Genomic DNA, 20,454 nt, shown 5'->3' with positions numbered 1-20,454 from the left:
GGACCATGCGAATAACAGGTGTCGGCGTCGAGCAGCTTGCCCAATTGGCTCGCGCCTTGGTCGCGGAGGATGCTGAAAACAGCATCCCTGCGAGCTCGCCTCGATCACTCTGTTTCGGATTGATTGGCACTTTGGGGGCCGGGAAAACTCGGTTCTGCCAAGAGATCGCTTCCGCTTGGCGGATCGATCCCGCTGAGGTCACCAGTCCGACCTTCACACTGATCAAAAGCTACCCCATCGCCGCGGTAGGCGATCGTCCCGCCGCCACGATCCAGCTCCACCACCTCGATCTGTACCGCATTGTCGACGAAGACGAGCTGTGGGAGCTCGGCATGGATGAGCTGTGGGAGACACCGGGCGCGTGGATCCTGATGGAGTGGGCTGATCGCTTTGCCGATTGCCTGCCCGCCGATACGATTTGGGTCCGGATTGAGATCCCGGATGATTCCCCCCTCGCCAATGCGCCGTCTGAGAATGCCCTCGGCAACACCCCGCAGCCTCGGCGCGTGATCGAATTGCAATCATCGGATCCGGAGCGTCAGGCATGGCTCGGGAACGTTGAGTCCCGCCTCCGCGATCAGGGGATTATCGGCTAGTTTCGACCAGCTCGATCAATTGCTCGGCGACGATCTGGTGCCCCTCACGGTTGGGATGATTCCCCTGAGCCATCAAATGCTCGATGTCTTCACCGGCGCGGGCGCGACGGGCGAACGCAGCGTAGGAGTCGACCACCGGCAATCCAAACTCGTCCCCGAGGTCGCGGACCTGCCGGGCATGTTGGGCGAGCGATGTGGTGTCGTCAAGAATATCCTCGCGAGTGTCGGGAGTTGGTGTTAACAACACAACGGGGACACCTTTTCTCTGCGCCGCTCGAATCATCGCCCGCCATGCCCCGGCCGCCTCTTCAAGCCCGACGCGGCGATCGTTGAGGCTGTAGTCAATGAACACCAAGTCGGGGCGCAGCGACAACACATCCCGTTCAAATCGCTGGGCGCCACTGATGGAATCCTCGCCTCCAATCGCCGTGACGCTGACATCGATCACCGCGGTCGGATAGCGATCGCAAAGCTGTCGGTGAAACAGGCTTGGATAGGCATCAAACGTCCTCACTGCCGGGGTTCGAAAATATCCTGCGGGAACGCTGTGACCATGAAAGACAATCCGCACCATTCGGTTCTCGGGCCACTTCTTTTGGAGCTCTTGATGCAACTGTTCCAGTTGAATGGTCTGCGAAAGGGTTTGCGTCTGTGTCGTGCCCGGGATGTGACCCGGAGTTTCAATGGCCGGGGGCTCGGCCGCCCAGATTGGATGGACTGCGGATTGAATTGGAGACAGGCACACAAAAATCGCCAACGTCGCACGCGAAAGAATTCTGGTCATGCTGATCCTGAAGAAGCGAGGAGGTTCGGGGAGGGGACGCACGCTGGTTTGGGCCTTTTCGGTGCGCTGTCGGCCCTCCCCATAAGGCTCGCGAAAGGCTCGTTATCCGACCCTCCCAGCTTCGCCGGGCGGGTGAAGGAAATCGTTGAGTCATCATCACTTAAAAACGGCACGACCTCCGCGGCGCGAAGCAACGCACGATCAATTTCTGTCGTAGTGGACGAGGCGACGAGTCCTCGATTACCCACAAGTATGGTTCATCCGACGGAAGCGTGCGCAGAGCACAGCGGAAGTTTTTTTGAGGCATGGCTCTCGTATCCAATGATCGTTCAAAAATGCGTCCCTGACGAACAAACGCTCGCCAGGGACCGACAACACCATTGGCGTACCGCTTTTGCAGGGAAACGCTGGCGACCGAGATATCCCTTGCCAAGCCAGCACCTCTGCAGAGCTCGGCTCCGTTTCTCCCGGCAGTGTCAGTCTAACATTGATAATCACATCCCACAAATAAATCCTTGGATACTGGAGCCATGCCTTGAAAACCTCGGACGCACGCTTCCGTCGGATGAGCCACAAGTATCCCGAAAGGGATGATAGAAAATAGCCGTAGGTCAGCGCAGCGTCACCTAAGGTTGTTCATTGGCAGTGGAGCGTCGACCCCGAAGTGGGTCGCAGACCTCGTCGTGGATGATCTGCAACCCCATTCGGGGTTGGCACGCGTGTATCTCGGCGTTTCCGGTGGTGTTCGCTGCGCTCGACCACCGCCTATTTTCTTCAACGCCTCCGGCGTAGGAAAACTTGTGGGTAATCAACAGCCCGTCGCCTCGTTCCCTACTAAAACCGACACTGAGTCATCGTGTGTTGCTAAGAAGAACATTCAACCCGATGGTCTACAGCACGCCCTTGGTGCTGGGGATGGCTTGATTGCGGGGATCCTTCTCGACCGCCATCCGGATCGCTCGTGCGGTCGCTTTGAAAACGCACTCCGAAATGTGGTGAGCGTTGCGGCCGTGGTGCAGCACGACGTGCAGATTGCACTTCGCGTTGGCAGCAAACGATTGCCAGAAGTGCTCAACGAGCTCGCTGTCGAATGTCCCGATCTTATCGGCAGCAATCGGTGCGCGGTACTCAAACGCGTAGCGTCCTCCCATGTCGACGGCCGCCGTCACGAGGCATTCGTCCATGGGCAAGGTGAAGTGCCCGTAGCGATACACGCCGGCGCGGTCACCGAGTGCCTCATCGATCGCGCTACCTAAGGCGATGCCGATATCTTCACAGGTATGGTGATCGTCGACGTGCAAGTCACCGGTCGCATCCACGTTGAGATCGATCAGCGAGTGTTTGGCGAACAGGTCCAACATGTGGTCGAGAAACCCAATTCCGCTTTGGCGGGTGCCGCCCCCACTGCCGTCGAGATCGACGGAGAGTTGAATCTGAGTCTCGCCGGTGCGGCGATCGATCGAAGCGGTGCGTGACATCGTTTTTTTCAAATGAGGGTGGAGAAAGGGAGGGGCTTGGCGAATGCCACTTGCTTTGGCCCCGTTTGGGGCATGACTAGGTTGGTAACCCGATGCGTCAGCGAGGAAAATGCAGTGCTTTGCGTGGTCAAGAGATCGTCCTCGCTCACGCGTCGGGTTACCAAGACCGCTTCGCAAACGAAAGTAAGTGCTATTCGGGGATCGGTGGGAGGGTTAGCGGGAAACCGCGGAGCGAACGTCCACGCGTCAACGCTGAGTGTTGCCAGGCAACTGCGTCAGAGCACGCTGGATCATCAACAAACAGGCGTCGATTTGTTCGTCGGTGCCGACACTGATGCGGAGCCCATCACCCCAGTCACCAAAGTCCATGTATCGCACCAAGATTTGATTGGTCTTCAGGAACTCGTAGATGGCCCGGTGTTGGCCGCTGGGGTGCGTGCACCAGACGAAGTTGGCTTGCGAGGGGACGACGTCGAATCCGAGTCCAGCGAGTTCGCTCGCCAATCGGGATCGCGTTTGGTTTACCTTTGCCACGTTTTCGTCCAACCAAGCTTGGCTTTGCATGGCTGCTGTCGCCGCTGCGATCGAGATCGCATCGCAGTTGTAGCTATCCTTGATCTTCGTCAGTTCCGCGATGATCTGCGGCTGGGCGACGAGGAATCCGAAGCGGATGCCCGCCAATGCGTAGGACTTGCTCAGTGTTCGGGTGACGAGGATGTGCTCGTTGCGTTGAACCAAGTCCAAGCAATTCTCTTCGGCGAAGTCAGCGTAGGCCTCGTCGACGACGAGGGGGCACGCCAGCGAATTGGCGATCGATTCGATTTCTGCAGGGGGCACGACGGTGCCGCTGGGGCTATTCGGATTGGGCAGCAACACCAATCTCAGGTCGTCGCGTGATTGGCTGAATTCAGCTGGGAGTCGCCAGTCCTCGTCGAATTCCACCTGTTCCCATGACGCTCCTTGGATATCGGCGAGCGTGCGGTAGAGGATGTAACTCGGCGAGGGCAAACGCAGCGATTGTCCTTCGCCGACGAACCCGCGAACGAGCAGCGTCAGAATTTCGTCGCTGCCATTTCCTGCGAGCACCCATTCCGGACCGGGCAGCCCGAGTGCCTCCGCGGCGGCGCGGCGAAAGCTCGTCGACATGGGATCGGGGTACCGGTTCAGCGGACCGCTCGCGGCCTCGGTGATGGCATGGATGACCGCCGGGGGAGGCGGGTACGGATTTTCATTTGTATTGAGCTTGATGAACTTGCCCGGCGGCGGTTGCTCCCCTGGAGCATACGGTTTCATCTGCGTCAGAGCGGGGCGAAATTGCAAGTCAGTGAGGGGGGTTAGAGCGGATAGCTGCGAACTACTAGCGACGAACTGCTAGCTCTCGATGAAGGAGGGCAAACCAATCGGACGATTATTCTTGAACGAGCGAATGGATTTTAGGCGAGCCAGCGAAAACAGGCGATAGCCCCGATATTCTGCCAGCGTCCCCCGCCGTTGCAAAATAGTTCCCCGCTGGCTGCAGACGAACCCAGGCGGCTGGCCTGGGCAAGAATTCCTCGCTGGCGATCTGGTAAAATCAGTGCAACCGAAAAAATCCGAAATAGACTGAGCGTGAGTTGAAATGGATCATTCCTCCTGCGGTAACCAACCATGTGGCCACTGACCAACGGCATGCGATGCCTCACGGGAGCCGAAGCGGCGTTATTCCGTGGCGCGGTCGGCATGATGCTCGACCAGTTGACATCGGAATTCCACACGGAGCCGACCGACCCGGGCTCGGAGCCCGCGCTCGACGAGGCGGCGGGCGGCTACGGATTCCTGCCTCCTCACTGGTTTTCCATGTGGGAACTTGAACAGCGAATCTGGTTGCTCGAACGGGTGACCACCTCGCTTCTGACGGCCCGTCAGGCACCGCCAGCTTCTGCCATTTTCGAAGCCACCGTGGAAGCGGTCTACATCGAGTTGGCCGATCTCGTTGCGATGGAGATCACGACGGGGCTGCCGATTGAACGCGGCAGTTGGCGTGGGGCGCTACTGGACGCTTTCGTACAACGCTGCCCCCAGGACAGTCTGCTCGGCGCCTTGCAGTTCGAAGCGACGACCCTCGACCCCTGCCTACCTCCAGCGTTAACCCGGCAGTGGAAAGCCGAGCAAGCACGAACGGAAGTGGATACGGATTCATCTCAGAACCAACCTCATCAGTCCAGCCAATCCGATGTCAATGGAGAGCCAGATTGGATGACATGGTGGACGAGCGTGATCGAACGACTCGTCGATGCCACCTATGGCGTCCGCCTCTACCAAGTCGCCGAGCGGTACCGGGACGACGACCCCAAACGGCTCCACCGCTTTCTAAAATCCAAGGGCGTCAACGTTAAATTCATGCAGCGGATTCCGCCACTGCGTTCCTCCAGCCAAACCTTGACCTCCATCGATCGATTGCAGGCCATCGTCTTTCATGAAGATTGAATGCGACAGGAGTCGAGTCTAGCGAAAATCATCTGTACTGGCGCACGTTGACGAACGGCCGCCGACGCGTAGACTTCAGCTTTGCTTCTTCCTCTGAGCTGCTGCTGAACCGATTCGCGGATCGCATCGCAAAGGTCCTGTATGAAATTTCGCTTTCCGATTCTGATCATTGACGAGGACTACCGCTCAGAGAACACGTCAGGATTAGGGATTCGTGCGTTGGCCGAGGCGATCGAGGCTGAGGGAGTGGAGGTGATCGGCGCGACCAGTTACGGAGACTTGTCCCAGTTCGCCCAGCAGCAATCTCGCGCCTCCGCGTTCATTCTCTCGATCGACGACGAAGAGGTATTGTCCGAGATAGACGAGAAGGGAGAGAACCAAGAAGGATCGGCGATTGAGAAGCTCCGCGAATTCATCCAAGAGATTCGGTTCAAGAACAACGATATCCCGATCTATCTGTATGGGGAAACTCGCACGTCGGCGCATATTCCTAATGACATCTTGCGGGAACTGCATGGGTTCATCCACATGTTCGAGGACACGCCGCAGTTCGTTGCCCGTCACATTCTGCACGAAGCTCGTGCCTATACCGACGGTTTGTCCCCGCCCTTCTTTCGAGCGTTACTGGACTATGCCCGTGACGGATCTTACTCCTGGCATTGCCCGGGCCACTCCGGTGGCGTGGCGTTTCTTAAAAGTCCAGTCGGCCAAATGTTTCACCAGTTTTTTGGAGAGAACATGCTGCGGGCGGATGTCTGCAACGCCGTCGAGGAGCTCGGGCAGTTGCTCGACCACACCGGTCCCGTAGCCGCCTCGGAGCGCAACGCCGCCCGAATCTTCGATGCCGATCATTGTTTCTTTGTCACCAACGGTACCTCGACGAGCAACAAAATGGTCTGGCACTCGACGGTCGCCTCGGGCGATATCGTGGTCGTCGATCGCAATTGCCACAAATCGATCCTGCACGCGATCATCATGACCGGTGCCGTGCCCGTTTTCTTGACGCCCAAACGCAATCACCTGGGATTGATCGGACCGATTCCTTTGGAAGAATTTCATCCCGATAGTATTCAGAAGAAGATTCAAGCCAACCCGTTCGCCCGCGCCGCCCAAGCTGCTCATCCCGATCGCAAACCTCGTATCTTGACGATCACCCAATCGACCTACGACGGGATCGTTTACAACGTGGAGATGCTCAAGGAGCTGCTCGACGGCCAGATCGACACGCTGCATTTTGATGAAGCCTGGTTGCCCCATGCCACCTTTCACGACTTCTATCAGAATATGCACGCCATCGGCCATGGCCGCGCCACGTGCAAGGAATCGATGGTGTTCGCCACCCACTCGACCCACAAACTTTTGGCTGGGATCTCGCAAGCGTCTCAGATTCTCGTCAAAGAGCCGCAGACTCGCAAGCTCGATCGTCATGTCTTCAACGAAGCCTATCTGATGCACTCGTCGACGTCGCCGCAGTACGCGATTATCGCGTCATGTGACGTCGCCGCAGCGATGATGGAGCCGCCCGGTGGCACCGCTTTGGTGGAGGAGTCCATACTCGAGGCGATGAATTTCCGCCGCGCTATGCGGAAGGTCGACGCCGAGTGGGGCGACGACTGGTGGTTCCAAGTCTGGGGGCCAGCCGAAATCCCCAGCGATGGGATCGGGACTCAAGCGGATTGGATGCTGGAGGCGGATGCCCCCTGGCATGGATTCGGGCACCTCGCCCCCGGACTGAATATGCTCGATCCGATCAAAGGTACGGTCGTCACCCCGGGGCTGGATCTCAATGGCCAATTCGCAGGCACCGGGATCCCCGCGTCGATCGTCACGCGGTACCTCGCCGAGCACGGTGTGATCGTCGAAAAGGCCGGGCTGTATTCGTTCTTCATCATGTTCACGATCGGTATTACCAAAGGCCGCTGGAATACGCTCGTCAGCGCCCTGCAGCAGTTCAAGGATGACTACGACAGGAATCTGCCGATGTGGAAGATCCTGCCGGAATTCGCCCAACAGCACCCGCAGTACGAGGCCATCGGACTGCGCGATCTCTGCCAATCCATTCACGAGACTTACAAGGAAAACGATATCGCTCGGGTCACGACCGAGATGTACCTGTCCGATATGCAGCCGGCGATGAAACCATCCGATGCGTACGACATGATGACACACCGGGAAATTGATCGTGTGCAAATTGACGATCTGCTCGGCCGGGTCACAGCCGTGTTGTTAACCCCCTACCCGCCCGGCATCCCGCTGTTGATCCCCGGTGAAAGTTTCAATCAAACGATCATCGAGTACCTGCAATTCGCCCGCAAGTTCAATGCGAAATTCCCAGGCTTTCACACCGACATCCACGGCCTCGTGGAGGAAACGGTCGACGGCGTTCCACGGTACTATGTCGACTGCATTCGGACCGGAACGGCAGCTTGCTAAATCCTCTCGTGTCTAAATTGCCCAAGGATTTCTGTTTGACCGAAGAATCCAGCTTCCCCATACTCAGCAGACGCCAACCGGCGGTAATCCCCTGGAACGGCAGCTTATTGCCCCCACAACCGGCGACAACTACTTCGTTCTGGCACGAAGTGACATCGTACTCGTACTCAGGCGTCAGCCGGTACTCGTACTCCTACTCGACTCGGGGCGCCAATGACCGAACCCATCTTCGACCATGATCGACTTGACGTTTACCGTCTTTCGAGTGAATACGTCGCATCATCGTTCACGATCGCAAAGGACTTGAACGGATGCCACCGTCACGCCCGAGTTCAATGGCTCCGCGCCGCCCAGTCGATTCCGCTGAACATCGCCGAGGGCAACGGGAAGCGAAGCCTCAAAGATCGTAGTCGTCTGTTGGACATCGCAGGTGGTTCGGCATTGGAATGTGTTGCGATTCAAGACGTGCTTGCAGCGACCGACGGACTGAACGACGAACGCCATCGCCAACTCAAACAAATGTTGTATCGGATCATTTCGATGTTGACGCGATTGGTCGCACGATCCGATGTCGCCCGTGAGACCGCGACAAAGTACAATGCTGGAGTCGAGTACAAGTACAAGTACGAGTACCGCGAGGCGGAGTACGAGTGCGATCGAAAAGAGCCAGGACAATGCGTTGGACCGAAGACGCCGAGCTAGCTCCTCTCAAATTGAAAAACATTGGCTCATCCGACGCTTCCGTCGGATGAACCAAAACATTCGCGGCGTCTCGGTCAACGCCGCCGTTCGTTGACTCAATGAGAGATACCTTCATGGATAGAAATTGCTTTGCCATTGGTATAGTGCTTGTCACGGCCGCGATGGCTTATTCACAGGTTCTTCTCGGAATTTAGTGGCACGTATTTTCCGGCATCAGATCGAGTTTGCCGCAGTAAAACAGAATCCTGAGTCGGTAGTTGGCGAAGGAACGAAAGCCTCTTGCGGCTGACTTGATGGATTGACTTGGATCTGCGTTTGGCGCAGTCGACCGAAACGACACCAAAGTGAGAGGGACCGACCGCCTCGACTCGCTGCTGAATCACCCCAGCTGGCTTGCCGATGTAACGGGCCTGATTGGATTTTGACGAACGTTTCTTGGTGGCGATTGCCATATCGGAGTTCCTTGATTGAAGGGAAAGTGAATTCCTTCAATGAAAGCACTCAGAATGCGCCCCTGGTAGTTTTTTAGGCTAACTTGGGGACATACCAGGCATAGCTCTCGTATCCAATGATCGTTCAAAAATGCGTCCCTGACGAACAAACGCTCGCCAGGGGCCGACAACACCATTGGCGTACCGCTTTTGCAGGGAAACGCTGGCGACCGAGATATCCCTTGCCAAGCCGGCACCTCTGCAGAGCTCGGCTCCGTATCTCCCGGCAGTGCCAGTCTAACATTGATAATCACATCCCACAAATAAATCCTTCGATACGGGAGCCATGCCTTGAAAACCTCGGCCGCACGCTTCCGTCGGATGAGCCTTGAAAGAGAGGTGCGCAACATTCGGTGTCTCCAAATGATCAGTGGCATTCTACTGGAACGCGGTACATCGGTGTGTGCTGGGCTGGCTCTCGCCCAATGGCTGGCAGTGCTCACTCAGCCTGTCCGTTTCGAAAGCGTCTTACACGCATGTGTCGGATGCAATCGAGTTAGAATTCGGCTTTAGCTCCTTGCTCTGACCTCAGCGAGATGCAGGTAACGATGAATCAGCTCCCATCCTTGCTCGCCCTTTTTCCCACATTGGTCTGGGTATTGATCTGGATTTGGATTCGTCCTGCGACAGGGGCCTTCAAGCTCTTGATCGTGGGGTTATTTGCTGGCGCAAGCTTAGCGATTCCCGTTTGGTTGGCCGAAACGCTGGTCGATCAATTGGCGGATCCTCAGCATCGATGGTCGCGTGATTTTCTCGAGCAAGTCATCGGCGCGGCCTGCTGCGAAGAAGGGATCAAATTTGCCGGTGTGATGGGGATTTTAAAATGGTTCGACAAGACACGGCACAAAGGAACATCGTTGGGCGAAAACGGGGCTCATCCTTGGGATGCGGTCCCATGCGCCCTTGTCATCGCGATTGGGTTCATGACGGTGGAGAATCTCATCGCAATCACGGCGGCGCCCTCACCCACGTCGATGGCGTTATCGCGGCAAATGACACTGCTCGCAGGTCATCCGAGCTATCAGCTCGTGATGGGGTATTCACTGGCGCGGTGGCGGCTTCAACACAAAGCAGGATGGATGATCGCAGCGATCGCGGTGCCGATCTTCTTGCACGGCTGGGGTGATTTCTCGGAGCAGCTGTTCCAAGACGAACCGGATCACGGATCGACGCGAGATACGATTGAATTCGTCGCCTGGATCGGCTCGATCACAGCGTCTCTGATCGCTAGCGTGGCCGTTCTGGCCAGCGTTTCCAAACGCCCGCGGATCTGAGGATGGCATTGTCCAGATGCTGGAACTCCTTTTGGGGTGGCCGTGTCTCAGTGTAAACTACCCTCGCCCAGGCTCCTGGGCCCGGTTAAAAAAACGACCGCCCTGCCCTGCCCCAATCCAAAACACGAAGGTCTGAACATGCCCGCCACGCGGCTCGATGGGAAACAAATCGCTCTGGAAATCCGCGGCGAGGTCGCACGGGATGTCCAGCAGTACGTTGCGGCTGGTCATGCTCCGCCGAAGCTCGCAGCGGTTTTGGTAGGCGAAGATCCAGCCAGCCAAGTGTATGTGCGGAACAAGGAACGAGCCTGCGCGAAAGCGGGGATTGCCAGCCGGTTGGACCGAATGCCTGCAACGACGACGCCGGACGAGCTGCTCGAGCGAATCGATTCGCTCAACCAGGATGAATCGGTCAACGGGATCTTGGTCCAGCTGCCGTTGCCAGCGGCGCCCGCGGGCCAGCCCGCGCTCGATGAACGCACTGTGCTCGATGCGGTCGATCCGATCAAGGATGTCGACGCGTTTTCGCCCATCAACGTGGGCTTGCTCATGCAGGGCCGGCCGCGGTTTTTGCCCTGCACGCCGCACGGGATCGTTCAAATGCTGCATCGCAGCAAAATCGAGACCGCGGGCAAGCATGTCGTGGTGGTCGGGCGCAGCGAGATTGTCGGCAAGCCGATGGCAATGATGTTGGCTCAAAAGGACGGCAGTTGTGGTCCCGAGACGGCAAATGCGACCGTGACTTTGGCCCACAGCCGGACGGGCAACCTCGCCGAGGTCTGTCGGTCGGCCGATATTTTAATCGCGGCGGTGGGACGACCGGAGATGATTCGCGGCGACATGATCCGGCCCGGTGCGGTGGTCGTGGACGTGGGGATCAACCGGGTCGGCGATAGGCTCGTCGGTGACGTGGCCTTTGCCGAAGCCGAACAGGTCGCCGCGGCGATCACGCCCGTTCCCGGTGGTGTTGGGCCGCTCACAATCGCGATGTTGCTGCACAACACGTTGTTGGCAGCGAAACTGCAGGCCGGCGATTGCTCAATCGGGTAGACTGCGAGAATGAAACCCATTCACTTTCGAGCCGTCGCGCTGCTGGTGCTGATCCCGATCAACACGGCGGCCGCCCAGACCGTTGAGCTGCCGGCGATCCGGCAGTACTCTTACCGCGGCGGCGTGCTCGTGCCCGACCGGGGATCAGCTTACCTTGGTGGCAATTCCTCTTCGGCGATCCGGTCGTCCTCGCGGGGTTTGCCGGGGATCAATCGACTGCCGGGCAATACTCGGCGCAGCTCGCAAACGAGCGCTGGCGGTGCGACCGTTTCAGCAACCATCATCGATCTTGACGAAATGGATCGGCAGATCCTGGGCTACGATCCGCGGGAGGCCCGCCGGGCGAGGCAACGAGGCAGCACCGTCGTGTCGGCCGAGGCGGAGATTGCCGAGGCGAAGTCGCTCGTTCGGAACGCTCGCCGAGCCCTTGGTGGGGGCGAGCGAGATTCAGCGAAAAACATGTACGCGTTGGCCATTGCGAAGCTGGGACGCTACCGGGAGGCGGCTTATCTACTCGAATACGCCGAGGCGGAGTACGCGCGTGCGTTTCGGGGGGATTTGGTAGGAGAGCAAGCGCAGCGCCTTGGTGATTTGGATGTTGTTGGGGAGGGGAACTCACGACGGGCTGAGCCGTCGGTCGACAATGTAGTCGGACCGCTCCGACGGTCCGAACTCAACACACACCGCAATCATGCCTCCACTCACTCACGACGGGCGGAGCCGTCGGTCGACAATGTAGTCGGACCGCTCCGACGGTCCGAACTCAACACGCACCGCATTCACGCCTCAACTCACTCACGACGGGCAGAGCCGTCGGTCGACAATGTCGTCGGACCGCTCCGACGGTCCGAACTCAACACGCACCGCATTCACGCCTCAACTCACTCGCGACGGGCGGAGCCGTCGGTCGACAATGGAGTCGGACCGCTCCGACGGTCCGAACTCAACACGCACCGCACTCACGCCTCCACTCACTCGCGACGGGCGGAGCCGTCGGTCGACAATGTAGTCGGACCGCTCCGACGGTCCGAACTCAACACGCACCGCAATCATGCCTCCACTCACTCGCGACGGGCGGAGCCGTCGGTCGACAATGGAGTCGGACCGCTCCGACGGTCCGAACTCAACACGCACCGCACTCACGCCTCCACTCACTCACGACGGGCAGAGCCGTCGGTCGACAATGTCGTCGGACCGCTCCGACGGTCCGAACTCAACACGCACCGCACTCACGCCTCCACTCACTCGCGACGGGCAGAGCCGTCGGTCGACAATGTAGTCGGACCGCTCCGACGGTCCGAACTCAACACGCACCGCAATCATGCCTCCACTCACTCGCGACGGGCGGAGCCGACGGTCGACAATGTAGTCGGACCGCTCCGACGGTCCGAACTCAACACACACCGCACTCACGCCTCCACTCACTCGCGACGGGCGGAGCCGTCGGTCGACGATGGTGCGGTTCGTAACTCGCGACGGGCGGAGCCGTCGGTCGACGATGATCGGCGGGTGCGGCCTTGATCGGTCAGCGGATGCGACTGAAGGCGGCACGCGACTTTTGCCAGCGTTTTGGCACGGGCATGCATGCGGGCGTGGACATGCTGCGCCTGCTCGACAGCGAATCGAAGATCGGTCCGCCTCGCCAGCGTGAAGCGATCGCCGACCTTCGCGCCGAAGCGGCAGACGGCTCGACGTTGGCCGATGGGATGCGAAAACGTCCTCAGTTTTTTCCGCCGCTACTGCGGTCGATGACGAACGTGGGCGAGACGACAGGAACGCTCGAACGCACACTGTTCAAGCTCGCCGAGTACTACGACCAACAGCTGACGCTGCGGAATAACTTTCAGCGTGCGATCGCGTGGCCGGCCATCCAGTTTGTGATCGGGGTCGGTGTGCTTTCGCTGGTGATTTGGATCATGGGGATCATGAATTCGGGCGGCCGGCAGATGGCTGACATCTTGGGTCTGGGCCTGACCGGGACGTCCGGCGTGCTCAAATTCTGGGGGATTTTACTGCTCTTCTTTGCCGCCGTGGCAGCGGCAATCGTAGCGTTTCAGAAAAACGTCGGTGGAATTCAGAATGCGATTCCATTGCTCTACAAAATCCCCGGGATCGGCAGTTCGCTGCAAACGATCACGCTTTCTCGCTTCACCTGGACCCTGTCGCTGGCGTTGGAAACCGGCTTGGACCCGATTCGTGCGATTCGTCTGGCCCTCGATTCAACCGATAGCGACTTTTATCGTAGCGGGGCCGACGACGCCGAAGCGGCTATCCGTGGGGGGGCTACCCTGACCGGAGCACTCGAAGCGACCTCTGTTTTCCCCGAGGAGTTCTTGACTCAGGTCAGTGTCGCTGAGTTGTCGGGGACGGACGCCGAGTCCATTTCGCACGTCGCTCGCGATTACGACGTGCGGGCAAAGTCGGCGATGCGCGTCATCGCGGGGTTTGCCACGGGGACGATTTGGTTGCTGGTGGCAGGGTTCCTGATTTTCTTCATCATTCAGATCGTGATGATGATTGCGGGCGCTTATCAGGATGCATTGCAGGGAATTTGAGGGCGACAGCTGGCACCGAGATGCTTTATAATCTTGTTGTTAATTCTTTCAATTCACTTGGAATTGCTCTGCATGATTGCTTCATCGAAAGACGCCAACCCCGATTCGGACGCGAGTTCGAAGCCCGAAAAAACTCCGTTTTTCGTGGACAAGAACGCGCCCAAGAACGACGCGGTTGACTATCCAGCCATCGAGGACGCCGTCCGCGTGATCCTGGGTGCGGTGGGCGAAGACCCCGATCGAGAAGGGCTATTGGAGACTCCGGCACGTGTGGCGCGGATGTACGCGGAGATGTTTGCGGGGTTGAAATCCGATCCAGGCCGACATCTTGAGAAGGTCTTTGAGGAGGATTACGACGAAATTGTGCTGGTCCGAGACATTAGTTTTTGCAGCATGTGCGAGCACCATTTGCTGCCGTTCACGGGCAAGGCCCACATTGCCTATTTGCCCAGTGGCAAGGTGGTTGGGCTGAGCAAACTCGCCCGCGTGGTCGAAGAAGTCGCACGCCGGCCGCAGGTGCAGGAGCGGTTGACCCACACGGTCGCCAACTTGATCGAAGATCGATTATCCGCCCGGGGGGTAGCCGTCGTGGTGGAGTCCACCCATAGCTGCATGACGATGCGCGGCATTCGTAAACCGGGCAGTCTGTGCTTGACCAGCGCCATGCGGGGGGCTTTCAAAACCGACCCGAAATCGCGGTCGGAAGTGCTGGGACTGATCAATCGTAGCGCCGGATGATGCGGGCAGAGGGAGCTTTTTTCCCTTAGGTTTTGATCTGGGTTAGAATGCGGGGGTTTGAGTACATCCCGTTTGCACTCGCGTTTGTGAGGGTAGCCGCGGCGACGATCCGTCAATGGGCTGTCAAGGGGACACCCGCGCAGTTCATGCAGGCCATCTCCGCGATTGCAATTCACACCCGCTCGAGTCGAAACCGATGCATTTATATCACCCTGCCCTGCCCCGCGCTACACGCCCGACCCGTGCTGCACGTCTTGCCAAATGCGGGCTGACGGCCAAGTGTTTATTGGGTGCCGGCCTCGCGATGGCATTTTGTCTGGCAAACGCTTCGGCGACGCAGGCAGCCCCTCCCACGGTGCCACCGCAAGTCAGCCTGATCAATGATGCGGTCGAGCAGGTCTGGCGGGACTACGAGATTCGGCCTTCGGGAGAAGCGGACGACGCCCAGTGGTGTCGCCGGGTCTATCTCGACGTGATCGGTCGCATTCCGACCTACGATGAGCTGACTGAGTTCACGTCTGATCGCTCGCACGACAAGCGAGCCGCGTTGGTGCAGCGTCTGCTTTATGACGACCGCTATGTCGAGGAGTACGCCAATCACTGGAGCTCGGTGTGGACCAATCTTTTGATCGGGCGGAGCGGTGGGACCGATCGCCGCGATCTAACGAACCGTTCGGGGCTGCAGAAGTATCTCCGGGACAGCTTTGCGCAGAACAAAACATACGACCGGTTGGCCTATGAGCTCGTGTCGGCGACCGGTTCATCGACTCCGGGCAACTCAAACTTCAATGGTGCGGTTAACTTCCTCATCGGCAAGGTCAACACGGAAAAGGCGACCCTCGCGACCAGCAGTGTGTCACGGATTTTCATGGGGCAGCAGGTGCAGTGCACCCAGTGCCACAACCATCCGTTCAACCAGTGGAAACAGCAGAAATTCTGGGAATTCAATGCTTTCTTTCGGCAAACCCGCGCGTTGCGGCGGTTCGTTGATGGCACCAACGACATTGAGTCGGCAGAACTCGTCAACGAAGACTTCGCCGGGGAAGCCGGCACGCCCGAGAACGCATTGGTGTTCTACGAGATGCGAAACGGTTTGCAGAAAGTCGCTTATCCGGTGTTTACCGACGGCACCGAGATTGGCAAGAGCGGCTATCTCGAGGACGTCAATCGGCGCGATGAACTGGCCCAGTTGATGCTGCAGAGCGAGTATCTCGACAAGATGATCATCAACCGCATGTGGTCGATGTTCCTCGGCTACGGGTTCACGCGGCCTGTAGACGACCTCGGGCCTCACCAAGCCCCGTCGCACCCCGTGCTACTGGATTCGCTTGGCCAGGAGTTCCGCAAGGCCAGCTACGACCTGAAAGAATTGATCACCTGGATCACGCTCAGCCGGCCCTACCAGCTCGAAGCGGTGCTGGGTAAGCAGAATAAGATTGACGATCCCACGATCGGCGAATCACCCAAGTTTTCGCGGTTCTACCTTCGTCAGATGAGCGCCGAGCAACTTTATGAGTCGCTGGTGGCGGCTTCCGATGCCAAGGGAAAAGGCAGCTATGCCGACCAAGAAGCCGAGCGGCGGAAGTGGCTGTCACAGTTCGTCACGGCCTTCGGTACCGACGAGGGCGGGGAAACGACGACCTTCAACGGCTCGATCCCTCAAGCCTTGATGCTCTTCAACGGCGAGCTGAGCAAGAATGCGACGAGCAAGGAAGCCGGTGCCTTCATCGACCGCTTGTCCAAGACCGGACGTTCACCGCGCGAGCGACTGACGCGACTCTATCTAACGGGCTTGGCACGTCGGCCGACGAAGAATGAAACTGCGATTGCCGGGAAACTGCTGGTCGCTCGCGGCGGCGACGAAAAGGAAATGCTGCAAGATCTGTGGTGGGCGATCATCAATAGCAATGAGTTCATCATGCAACATTAAGCATGGTCGATCCTGGCATCATTCTCTCTCGAAAACCTCCGCACCCCCTACTCACTTCTCCGCCTTTGGAAGGAAAATCCATGGACCTCTCGACCCCCACCGGCATGACCCGTCGCCACTTCATGAGCCACTTGGCTGGCTCATCGGCAGCGGCAGCAGCAGCGTTCACGCTGGGCAATTCGATCCAAGCCAATGCGGAAGAGTTGAAGAAGAATCGCAAGTCAGCGATTTTGCTTTGGATGGGTGGCGGCCCGTCGACCATCGACATTTGGGATCTCAAGCCCGGCGCGCCCACGAGCGGTCCGTTCATGCCGATCTCGACAACCGGCGATATGCAAATTTGCGAGCACATGCCCATGATGGCGCAGCAGATGAAGCATCTTTCGGTTGTGCGCAGCATGTCCACACGGGAAGCCGACCATGCTCGCGGACGCTACTACATGCATACGGGCTACGTCCCCAATCCGAATGTGGAACACCCCGGTTACGGCAGCGTCGTCGCCCATGAGCTGATCGACCAACGCCCCGAGCTCGAGATTCCCCCGTTCGTCTCGGTTGGCGGCGCCGGCAGCGGACCGGGCTTCCTCGGAATGGCCTGGTCGCCCTTTTCAGTCACCAGCAGCGGGCGGGTGCGCAACCTCGAGATGAAGATGAGCGATCAGCGGCTGATGCAGCGGATGGCGGCGTTGAAGATGATCGAAGATGGATTCGCCAGCCGGACGCGGGACACGCCGGCAATGGAACACGCCAAAGTGCTCGAGAAGACGTTCGATCTGATGACCAGCGACCAGATGGCAGCATTTAAGGTTGCTGAAGAGCCCGATGCGGTCAAGGAACGCTACGGGACCAATGGGTTCGGCCAGGGCTGCCTGTTGGCCCGCAGATTGGTCGAAACTGGGGTGCCGTTCGTCGAGGTGGACCTGGGCGGATGGGACAATCACGGCGGGATTCACCCGACCCTGAAAGACCAGAAACTGCCGCAGCTCGACAAAGCAATGAGCGCCCTGACCGAGGATTTGGCCCAGCGAGAGCTGCTCGATGACACCGTCATCATTTGGATGGGGGAGTTTGGTCGAACCCCCCGAATTAACCAGGGGGCGGGGCGCGACCACTTCGCGCGGGCCTGGTCTTGCGTCGTCGGGGGTGGTAACCTCAAGGGCGGGCTGGCCGTTGGCGAAACCAGCCGGGACGGCAGCGCCGTGGAAACAGAGCCCTACAGCAGTGAAGACTTGATGACAACTGTTTGCAAGGGATTGGGGATTTCCACTGAGACCACGTTTACCAGTAATAACGGTCGTCCGATGAAGATCGCCGGAGGTGGCAAATTGATCAATGAATTGCTTGCGTGAGTGAACTTTCGACGGCCGAACTAATACAGCGGCACCAAAACGGAGTGTGGCGATACCTTCGTGCCCTCGGATGTGACACCAACACAGCGGACGATTTGACGCAGGAGACATTTCTGCGGGTACTTCGCCGCGAGAACTTCGTTCAACATTCAGACAAAGCGACGTCGGAATATCTCCGCCGAACCGCCTACAACCTCCTGGTTTCCAACCACCGCAAGCTCGGTCGGATGCGAATTACTGCGTCTGAAGCCGTGCTGGACGAGAGCTGGCAGCAGTGGGCGGGCAAAGATTTGACGGGTGATGAGGCGGTCGACGCCCTGCGTGAGTGCTTAGCGTTGCTCACCGACCGGGCTCGTAAAGCCTTGCGGATGCGTTTTGTTGAAAATATCCCACGCGTTAAAATCGGTGCGTCGCTCGGTATTACCGACCATGGTGCCCGTAATTTAATGCAGCGGGCCAAGGCACAATTACGAGATTGTGTGGGTGAACGACTGAAAAAAACTATCGATGCCCCTCATGGATAGTGTACAACGGATGAGTCTGTCCCGCACCGTCTGATCACGATCCCCGTCCCGCGAGGCGGACCAAAATGACACTTCCCGAACCAACTGACCGCAGTTCATCTGACGAGAGTGCCGGCGATGTGGAAATCGCCGACGCAGTGCTCGATGCGTTGCTCGAGGAGGTGCTGGTGGGGCAAACCCCTCCGGATCAGAGTGATGTGATTCTCCGTCGCTTGCAGCAGCCAATCATCACCAGTCGGGTGTCCCAGTCTGGGGTGGGTTCCCGCGTCTCGAGGAACCGAAGATCCACTCGCAGTCAAACCATTCCCGGCTGGAAAATCGCCGCCGCTACCGCCGCCACGCTATTGGTATGTGTGGGCGTGGCCGTCGGGATCCAGAACCGCAACGGCGTCGAAGTCGCTGAGAACTCCGGCGTTGCAGGAAACTCGAGCGAGCCCGGTGCGGGTAATGGCGTTCAATCGCCCCAAGACGCAGAGGCCCGAAGTGGCAAATCAGGCGGTGCTAACGAGCAAAATCGCTCACCAGCCTCACCCATCGCACTCGCTGATGCGACACCCGATTCCGAGCCGAGGCATCGGGATCCACTCGAGATGCTCGGCGAACAATCGCAGCCGCGGATCGAGCCGGTTCCTGCCGCCAAGCCGGCTGTCCGGCCGCTGACGTTGGTCTCGACCTCGCTTTCAAAACATCTCAATCAGCACTGGGAACGCGTCGGCGTGCAGCCCACGAAGTTGCTGCCGCCCGAGGAAACGGCCCAGCGGTTGGCGGGGCGACTGCATGTGAAGGTTGGTCCGGAGGCGATCGGGGACAGCGAAGCGATGCGGTCCCGGCTCGCCACCAGCGGAAATACGAAATCGCTCGCCGGTCCGGTCTTGGCAGCCATCTCGTCTCGGCCAGAATCGAGTCTGACGCGGCCAATTGACAAGCAGATGATGACCCAAGTCACCAAATCGCTCCGCCAAGGCCGCGGTTTTGATCGTTTGGTGGCCTCCTGGTTCCGTGAGCCTCCCAAGGACAAGGGCCAGGACAATGACGCGCCGACTGTTTCAGCGATCGGCCAGTTACTGCGCCCGCTCAGCCAACACGAATCCGTTGTCAGTTCCGCGTCCCTCGTTCTCGGCACCGACGCCCGCTGTATCCGTTGTCATGATTTGCCGTCCACCGGCGGCGAGACAGCGGACTCCCAACAGGACTATTGGCAGTTCGCCGCCAATCTCTCTCCATCGCTGGGATGGCAGACAAATGCACCCTCGGGATGGTTCTACGACCAGCTCGACGGACGCCGTCGGCTGGCCGAAGCAGACGACAGCATGCAGTGGTCTGAGCAACTCGTGGGGTCTCGGACGCTCGCCGACGGTCTCGTAGGAGCTATGTGGAAACTGGTCTATGGGCGTCCGTTGACGTCGACGCCCTATGATCTTTCGGGTACGGCCGAAGGTTCGGATTTGCGGAATCTCCGCGCTGAGTTGACGGACGATCTCATCGCCAGCGATTTTGATCTGCTCCGTACGATTTCACTGATCACGACGAATTCTATCGTCGGCCGCAGCACCCCTGAGGCGATGACGCCGAGCGGTCTGCTCACGGCGAGCAGTGATGAGTGGGTTCACGCTGTCACGGCGGTTGAATCATTCGCCGCGGCGCCGCCTGCTTCCATGCCCTCCTCACGGAGCGATCGATTGAGTCTCGTGCTCAATGAACTGCCGAGCACTGGTTCGGTGGACCCCACCAACGCCCTGCTCGCTCAGCCCTTGGGCCGTGACGACCTCAGCATCGACGCGCTGCGTGGCCCGAAGAAATTCCTGCCCGCTGAGCTGCCCGAACCGTCGCCAGCGATGGTGGCAGGGCTGCCAGTTCGAGCGACGATTGTGATGCCAGCCTGGATGGGTAAGTTACCCGACTTCGATAGCCGGCTCGAACACATCGCGAATCTCGCTGGGCTCAGCGATGTTCCCGAGGACGTCAAAACGCTCGCCTCGCAAATGCGAGAGGCCGGGGTAGACGAGTCATTGATCCTACAGCGGGTGTGGTGGATCGTTCGCCCTCAAGGCTAACCGCCCTGCCCTGCCAATTGACGCGGCGCT

The 20,454-nt window shown here is 58.8% G+C and carries 17 protein-coding genes; 13 read left to right on the top strand and 4 right to left on the bottom strand.

Annotated elements, in window-relative coordinates; translation table 11 throughout:
- Positions 1-5: 5 nt before the first annotated feature.
- Entirely contained in the window at positions 6-596 is a 591-nt protein-coding gene (gene tsaE, locus CA85_RS06145) for a tRNA (adenosine(37)-N6)-threonylcarbamoyltransferase complex ATPase subunit type 1 TsaE (RefSeq protein ID WP_146390388.1), read from the top strand.
- Here the strand turns inward: tsaE and CA85_RS06140 are convergent.
- The 3 genes from CA85_RS06140 to hisC form a co-directional block, all read right to left on the bottom strand.
- On the bottom strand, positions 586-1,380 hold the full coding sequence (locus tag CA85_RS06140) for an SGNH/GDSL hydrolase family protein (protein WP_146390387.1): 795 nt from the start codon (positions 1,378-1,380) through the stop codon (positions 586-588). The genes tsaE and CA85_RS06140 overlap by 11 nt on opposite strands.
- 890 nt (positions 1,381-2,270) lie before the next feature.
- Positions 2,271-2,858 carry an imidazoleglycerol-phosphate dehydratase HisB gene (hisB, locus tag CA85_RS06135; RefSeq protein WP_146390386.1) on the bottom strand — a complete coding sequence of 196 codons (588 nt, stop codon included), beginning with the start codon at positions 2,856-2,858 and terminating at the stop codon, positions 2,271-2,273.
- A gap of 246 nt (positions 2,859-3,104) precedes the next feature.
- On the bottom strand, positions 3,105-4,178 hold the full coding sequence (gene hisC, locus CA85_RS06130; RefSeq protein WP_146390385.1) for a histidinol-phosphate transaminase: 1,074 nt from the start codon (positions 4,176-4,178) through the stop codon (positions 3,105-3,107).
- 327 nt (positions 4,179-4,505) lie between these two features.
- On the opposite strand from hisC, the gene CA85_RS06125 reads away from it, so the two are divergent.
- From CA85_RS06125 to CA85_RS06115, 3 genes are all read left to right on the top strand, one after another.
- The gene (locus CA85_RS06125; protein WP_146390384.1) at positions 4,506-5,324 is read left to right on the top strand and encodes a hypothetical protein; all 819 of its coding nucleotides are present in this window, start codon (positions 4,506-4,508) and stop codon (positions 5,322-5,324) included.
- A 141-nt stretch (positions 5,325-5,465) separates the two neighbouring features.
- Positions 5,466-7,757, top strand: a complete 2,292-nt coding sequence (locus tag CA85_RS06120) for an arginine/lysine/ornithine decarboxylase (RefSeq protein ID WP_146390383.1) — start codon at positions 5,466-5,468, stop codon at positions 7,755-7,757.
- A gap of 213 nt (positions 7,758-7,970) precedes the next feature.
- A complete protein-coding gene (locus tag CA85_RS06115; RefSeq protein ID WP_146390382.1) occupies positions 7,971-8,459 on the top strand; it encodes a four helix bundle protein in 489 nt (162 codons plus the stop codon).
- A gap of 170 nt (positions 8,460-8,629) precedes the next feature.
- Here CA85_RS06115 and CA85_RS24760 read toward each other — a convergent pair whose 3' ends face one another.
- A complete protein-coding gene (locus tag CA85_RS24760) occupies positions 8,630-8,911 on the bottom strand; it encodes a hypothetical protein (protein WP_186774777.1) in 282 nt (93 codons plus the stop codon).
- Positions 8,912-9,498: 587 nt separating this feature from the next.
- On the opposite strand from CA85_RS24760, the gene CA85_RS06105 reads away from it, so the two are divergent.
- The 9 genes from CA85_RS06105 to CA85_RS06065 all read left to right on the top strand — a co-directional run bounded on the left by CA85_RS06105 (position 9,499) and on the right by CA85_RS06065 (position 20,424).
- Complete coding sequence (locus tag CA85_RS06105) at positions 9,499-10,224, top strand: PrsW family glutamic-type intramembrane protease (RefSeq protein ID WP_186774766.1); 726 nt, start codon at positions 9,499-9,501, stop codon at positions 10,222-10,224.
- Between the two features lie 138 nt (positions 10,225-10,362).
- Complete coding sequence (gene folD, locus CA85_RS06100; RefSeq protein ID WP_146390380.1) at positions 10,363-11,274, top strand: bifunctional methylenetetrahydrofolate dehydrogenase/methenyltetrahydrofolate cyclohydrolase FolD; 912 nt, start codon at positions 10,363-10,365, stop codon at positions 11,272-11,274.
- Positions 11,275-11,283: 9 nt separating this feature from the next.
- Positions 11,284-12,795 carry a hypothetical protein gene (locus CA85_RS06095; protein ID WP_146390379.1) on the top strand — a complete coding sequence of 504 codons (1,512 nt, stop codon included), beginning with the start codon at positions 11,284-11,286 and terminating at the stop codon, positions 12,793-12,795.
- Between the two features lie 11 nt (positions 12,796-12,806).
- Complete coding sequence (locus CA85_RS06090; protein ID WP_246112545.1) at positions 12,807-13,829, top strand: type II secretion system F family protein; 1,023 nt, start codon at positions 12,807-12,809, stop codon at positions 13,827-13,829.
- Between the two features lie 72 nt (positions 13,830-13,901).
- Complete coding sequence (gene folE, locus CA85_RS06085) at positions 13,902-14,567, top strand: GTP cyclohydrolase I FolE (RefSeq protein ID WP_146390377.1); 666 nt, start codon at positions 13,902-13,904, stop codon at positions 14,565-14,567.
- Between the two features lie 304 nt (positions 14,568-14,871).
- Positions 14,872-16,497: a DUF1549 domain-containing protein gene (locus CA85_RS06080; RefSeq protein WP_146390463.1), complete on the top strand. Its 1,626-nt coding sequence runs from the start codon at positions 14,872-14,874 to the stop codon at positions 16,495-16,497.
- 80 nt (positions 16,498-16,577) lie between these two features.
- Complete coding sequence (locus tag CA85_RS06075; protein ID WP_146390376.1) at positions 16,578-17,846, top strand: DUF1501 domain-containing protein; 1,269 nt, start codon at positions 16,578-16,580, stop codon at positions 17,844-17,846.
- Positions 17,843-18,370 carry an RNA polymerase sigma factor gene (locus CA85_RS06070; RefSeq protein WP_146390375.1) on the top strand — a complete coding sequence of 176 codons (528 nt, stop codon included), beginning with the start codon at positions 17,843-17,845 and terminating at the stop codon, positions 18,368-18,370. Before CA85_RS06075 ends, CA85_RS06070 begins: the two co-directional genes overlap by 4 nt.
- A gap of 65 nt (positions 18,371-18,435) precedes the next feature.
- Positions 18,436-20,424, top strand: a complete 1,989-nt coding sequence (locus CA85_RS06065) for a hypothetical protein (protein WP_146390374.1) — start codon at positions 18,436-18,438, stop codon at positions 20,422-20,424.
- Positions 20,425-20,454 lie beyond the last annotated feature (30 nt).

The sequence above is a fragment of the Allorhodopirellula solitaria genome (genome assembly GCF_007859855.1).
Lineage (GTDB): Bacteria > Planctomycetota > Planctomycetia > Pirellulales > Pirellulaceae > Rhodopirellula > Rhodopirellula solitaria.
Note: the sequence above shows the minus strand (reverse complement) of the source record. Positions and strands in the feature narration are given on the sequence as shown.

Bases quoted from the DNA above. Each gene is read 5' to 3' on its own strand.
- tsaE (WP_146390388.1), top strand. From the start codon at position 6: ATGCGAATAACAGGTGTCGGCGTCGAGCAGCTTGCCCAATTGGCTCGC.
- CA85_RS06140 (WP_146390387.1), bottom strand. From the start codon at position 1,380: ATGACCAGAATTCTTTCGCGTGCGACGTTGGCGATTTTTGTGTGCCTG.
- hisB (WP_146390386.1), bottom strand. From the start codon at position 2,858: ATGTCACGCACCGCTTCGATCGATCGCCGCACCGGCGAGACTCAGATT.
- CA85_RS06125 (WP_146390384.1), top strand. From the start codon at position 4,506: ATGTGGCCACTGACCAACGGCATGCGATGCCTCACGGGAGCCGAAGCG.
- CA85_RS06120 (WP_146390383.1), top strand. From the start codon at position 5,466: ATGAAATTTCGCTTTCCGATTCTGATCATTGACGAGGACTACCGCTCA.
- CA85_RS06115 (WP_146390382.1), top strand. From the start codon at position 7,971: ATGACCGAACCCATCTTCGACCATGATCGACTTGACGTTTACCGTCTT.
- CA85_RS24760 (WP_186774777.1), bottom strand. From the start codon at position 8,911: ATGGCAATCGCCACCAAGAAACGTTCGTCAAAATCCAATCAGGCCCGT.
- CA85_RS06105 (WP_186774766.1), top strand. From the start codon at position 9,499: ATGAATCAGCTCCCATCCTTGCTCGCCCTTTTTCCCACATTGGTCTGG.
- folD (WP_146390380.1), top strand. From the start codon at position 10,363: ATGCCCGCCACGCGGCTCGATGGGAAACAAATCGCTCTGGAAATCCGC.
- CA85_RS06095 (WP_146390379.1), top strand. From the start codon at position 11,284: ATGAAACCCATTCACTTTCGAGCCGTCGCGCTGCTGGTGCTGATCCCG.
- CA85_RS06090 (WP_246112545.1), top strand. From the start codon at position 12,807: ATGCGACTGAAGGCGGCACGCGACTTTTGCCAGCGTTTTGGCACGGGC.
- folE (WP_146390377.1), top strand. From the start codon at position 13,902: ATGATTGCTTCATCGAAAGACGCCAACCCCGATTCGGACGCGAGTTCG.
- CA85_RS06080 (WP_146390463.1), top strand. From the start codon at position 14,872: ATGGCATTTTGTCTGGCAAACGCTTCGGCGACGCAGGCAGCCCCTCCC.
- CA85_RS06075 (WP_146390376.1), top strand. From the start codon at position 16,578: ATGGACCTCTCGACCCCCACCGGCATGACCCGTCGCCACTTCATGAGC.
- CA85_RS06065 (WP_146390374.1), top strand. From the start codon at position 18,436: ATGACACTTCCCGAACCAACTGACCGCAGTTCATCTGACGAGAGTGCC.